The 3706-nt window shown below is 67.1% G+C and carries 3 protein-coding genes; all 3 read right to left on the bottom strand.

Annotated elements, in window-relative coordinates; genetic code table 11:
* Window positions 1–53: 53 nt before the first annotated feature.
* Window positions 54–797 (bottom strand): hypothetical protein, encoded by a 744-nt coding sequence (locus tag QCM77_RS45340; protein WP_280097066.1) that lies wholly within the window; start codon window positions 795–797, stop codon window positions 54–56.
* Between the two features lie 121 nt (window positions 798–918).
* Complete coding sequence (gene recF / locus QCM77_RS45345; protein ID WP_280097067.1) at window positions 919–2055, bottom strand: DNA replication/repair protein RecF; 1137 nt, start codon at window positions 2053–2055, stop codon at window positions 919–921.
* Between the two features lie 111 nt (window positions 2056–2166).
* Entirely contained in the window at window positions 2167–3285 is a 1119-nt protein-coding gene (dnaN, locus tag QCM77_RS45350; protein WP_279667885.1) for a DNA polymerase III subunit beta, read from the bottom strand.
* Window positions 3286–3706: the final 421 nt, after the last annotated feature.

The raw sequence follows: 3706 nt of genomic DNA on the forward strand, positions 1-3706 counted from the left end.
CACCCCAACCCTCCCAGCAAGCGGGAGAGGGAGCGCACCTGCTTCGCGGCGCCTCAATACAGCTGGAGCGGCGACCATGCCTCGCCGTCGCGCCCGACGGTGAGCTCCCAGGCGTCGCCGGCCGCGACGGTGACGATGTTGGTGTGGGCCGGACGGCCGGGCACGCTCAATTCGTACGAATACTTGCCGGGCGCCAGATCCAACGATACGGCGTTAGCGCCAGCCGGGCGCTTGATGATCCGCTCATTGATCCCGAGCACGGCTTCCGTCTCGCCGATGTTACTGAACACCAGCATCGCCTGGCCCGGTTCGGGCATGACGTTCGCCCTGGTTGCAGTATCCGAGTTCTTCTGCACGAGATGGACCGAGGTGCCGCCGTCCTTGCGGCCGAGCTCCAGCATGGCCGGCCCGAGCGGGGAGGCGAAGGCGAGCTGGACGTGATCGACGCAGACGACAGCGCCATCGTGCTGCTCCTGCCAGCCGAGCTTTCCGAGCTCCGTGCGGTAGAAGGCGAGAACGTCGCTGAGCCGGGCGGGCACGGTGGCTTCGAGCTTGACGCGGAGCGGCGCTTCAATCCCCACCATCATGGTGGTGTGAATTCCTCTGAAGCTGTAGCGGGTCGGTGCAGGCAGCTTGGCATCGGGATCCGGCGTGAGATCGGCCGAAAACAGCGGCGACAGATGCGGCACCCAGGCGCCGGCGCTTGCCGCGAGCATGCAGGCCGCGAGCAAGACGAGGCCGCACGCAAACGCCCGCCATCGTGCCGGGGGTTGCGCCCCGGACCTTGCCGTCCGCATCTCACTCTCCAGGAATGTCCCGCGCATCAGTGTCATCGCGCGATGGCAACGGCTGCGACGCCGTCGCCGCGGCCTCTGGCAACTAGTCGCGGCGGCAACGGGGCTGGTTCAACGGCGGCGACTACCGCCGGGCCGATACCTGTCCGCTTTCGACGTCAAAGATTTCGCCTCCGGTGCCGATCTCGGCGAAGGCGGCCGGGTCCGCGCCGGTCAGCCACACCTGCGCGCCAAGCTTGCGCAGCTCGTCGAACAGCGCCGTGCGTCTGCTGGGATCGAGATGCGCGACGACCTCGTCGAGCAGCAGCAGCGGCACGATGCCGGTCATCTCGGCGACCAGGCTCGCATGCGCCAGCACCAGCCCGATCAGCAGCGCCTTCTGCTCGCCGGTCGAGGCATCGCGCGCCGGCATGCTTTTCGGCGCGTAGATCACCTGGAGATCGGTGAGATGCGGACCATCCGTGGTGCGGCCGGCGATGGCGTCGCGCGGACGGTTGTCGCGCAGGATCTGGCGGTAGCGGTCCTCGACCGACGTCGCGGTTTCTGTGAGGAGCGCGTTCTCCATCCAGCCGTCGAGCGCGATCTGCGCGGACGGAAAGGCGGAGGCCTGCGCGCGTGCGTTCAACATGCCGGTGAGACGTGCCGCGGTCTGGCCGCGGGTTGCGGCGACCGCGACCGCAAGCTCCGCCGTCTCGCGCTCGATCGCGTCACACCAATGGTCGTCGTAATTGCGCGTCTCGAGCAGGCGGTTGCGCGAGCGCAGGGAACGTTCGAGCGCCGAGATGCGGCTGGAATGGTCGCTGTCGATGGCAAGCACCAGGCGGTCGAAGAAGCGCCGCCGCTCGGATGCCGCTCCCATGAACAGCCCGTCCATCGCCGGCGTCAGCCACACCATGCGGATGTGATCGCCGAAGGACGCCGCCGAATTGACCGGTTCGCGGTCGATGCGGCAGCGCCGGCTGACCGCGGCATCGGCGCGCGGCGGATCGATGCCGGTGCCGAGCGTGGCAAGGCCGAGCGCGCCCTCGACCTGTGCAGATACCGCCCAGGAGCCGTCGCCCTGGTTGTCGGCAACGTCGTCCAGCGTCGCGCGCCGCAAGCCGCGTCCCGGCGACAGGAACGAGATCGCCTCGATGCAATTGGTCTTGCCGGCTCCGTTCGGCCCGACCAGCGCCACCATGTCAGCCGCCGCCTCGAGCCCCGCCGCCCGGTAATTACGAAAATGCGTCAGCGTCAGGCGATGAATGCGGGAAGGGGTCATGGTGTCTTTGTCATTGCCGGGCATCCACGTTTTGGTCCTCCAAAGACGTGGATGGCCGGGACAAGCCCGGCCATGACTGATGTAGTCGATGCGAAGGGGCGCCGGTAGCCCTCACACCCGCATCGGCATCAGCACATACAGTGCGCTCTTGTCGTCGCGGTCTTGCACCAGCGTTGGCGAGCCGGGGTCGGCGAGCCGGAGCGTTGCGACGTCGCCTTCGATCTGGGCGGCGATGTCGAGCAGATAGCGCGAGTTGAAGCCGATATCGAGGGCGTCGGAAGCGTATTCGACTTCGAGCTCTTCGGTCGCGCTGCCGGAATCCGGATTGGTCACCGACAGCACCAGCTTGCCCGGCGACAGCGACAGCTTGACGGCCCGCCCGCGCTCGCTGGAAATCGTCGAGACGCGGTCGACCGCGTTCTCGAAATCCTTCTTGTCGACGACGAGCTCCTTGTCGTTGCCCTGCGGGATGACGCGGCCGTAGTCGGGGAAGGTACCGTCGATCAGCTTCGAGGTCAGCACCACATTGCCGATGGTGAAGCGGATCTTGGCCTGCGACAGCTCGATCGTGACCTCGGCCTCGGTGTCCTCGATCAGGCGCTGCACCTCGCCGACCGTCTTGCGCGGCACGATCACGCCGGGCATGCCGTCGGCGCCCTTGGGCTGGACCAGGTCGAGCTGGGCGAGGCGGTGGCCGTCGGTGGCGACGCCGCGCAAGGTGGCGGCTTTGGCCGTGCCGGCGGCGTGCAGATAGATGCCGTTGAGATAGTAGCGCGTCTCCTCCGTGGAGATCGCGAACTGGGTGCGGTCGATCAGCCGCTTGACGTCCTTGGCCGCGAGGTTGAACGAATGCGACATGTCGCCGGCAGCCAGATCCGGGAAATCATTCTCCGGCAGCGTCTGCAGCGTGAAGCGGGAGCGGCCGGCGCGGATCGCCAGCACGGCGCGGTCGCCGTCGGCCTCGAGCACGATCTGCGAACCATCCGGCAGCTTGCGCACGATGTCGTAGAACATGTGCGCCGGCACGGTGGTGGAGCCCGCGGTCGCGGTTTCCGCCGCGAGCGTTTCCGTCACCTCGAGGTCGAGGTCGGTCGCCTTCAGCGACAATTTCGCGTTCTCGGCCCGGACCAGCACGTTGCCGAGGATCGGAATCGTGTTGCGGCGCTCGACCACGCGGTGGACGTGGCCCAGCGACTTCAGGAGTTGCGCGCGTTCGACCGTAACCTTCATTGCACTACTCGCCCGATCCCCAAGGAAACACAAATTTGGAAAAGCCGGGCGGCGGGACGCGCGCCACGGCACCGAAGACCCCGGAAAGCCGGATCATCCAGCCGATATGACCAAAGCCGTCAGGGTCGCGCAAGGTGGCGCGTAAAGTCATCCGTTTCAAGGGATTGCGCGATGGTTCCCCACGATTTACCGGCAAAACGAGGGCCGCCGCCCAGGCAGGCGAAGGCCGCCGCCCGGGCAGACGAAGACCGCCGCCCGGGCATGGCCGGGGCGGCGGGAGGGACGGGGAAAGACCTAGCAGTCTGCTGAAAAACTATGAAGTCGAGAGTTTTCTTGTCTTTGTTCGGTCGCTGTCGGGGCGGAGCGCTGGAGGTTGGATGTCGTGTTCGGCTTGGCGCCGGGTTACCCCGGCGCGGGGTGG

It is taken from the genome of Bradyrhizobium nivariense (genome assembly GCF_029846695.2).
Taxonomy (GTDB): Bacteria; Pseudomonadota; Alphaproteobacteria; order Rhizobiales; family Xanthobacteraceae; genus Bradyrhizobium.

Coding starts and splice junctions, on each gene's coding strand:
- recF (WP_280097067.1), bottom strand. CDS start 2,055: ATGACCCCTTCCCGCATTCATCGCCTGACGCTGACGCATTTTCGTAAT.
- dnaN (WP_279667885.1), bottom strand. CDS start 3,285: ATGAAGGTTACGGTCGAACGCGCGCAACTCCTGAAGTCGCTGGGCCAC.
- QCM77_RS45340 (WP_280097066.1), bottom strand. CDS start 797: ATGCGGACGGCAAGGTCCGGGGCGCAACCCCCGGCACGATGGCGGGCG.